Consider the following 244-nt stretch of genomic DNA (forward strand, 5'->3'; position numbering starts at 1 on the left):
TTAGTTTTCACTCTATCTGAAGTTCCTCTGTTTCTGGTCACGCATTCTCTTATGGTAACATTCTCACCAATTTCTACAGTGGTTTCTTCCTCATCCAATTTTAAATCTTGAGGAATTGCAGATATAACTGCTCCCGGAAAAATTCTACAGTTTTTTCCCATTCTAGCCCCTTCCATTATCGTTACATTTGCACCAACCCAAGTTCCTGAACCTATAATAACGTTGTTATGAATAGTTGTAAAAG

At 36.9% G+C, this 244-nt stretch carries 1 pseudogene; it reads right to left on the reverse strand.

Annotation, left to right across the window (positions count from 1 at the left end):
- A pseudogene (locus tag ACY2RW_RS16285) lies at window positions 1-244 on the reverse strand (acyl-ACP--UDP-N-acetylglucosamine O-acyltransferase); the annotation flags it as partial.

Source organism: Polaribacter sp. 2305UL8-11, assembly GCF_058147165.1.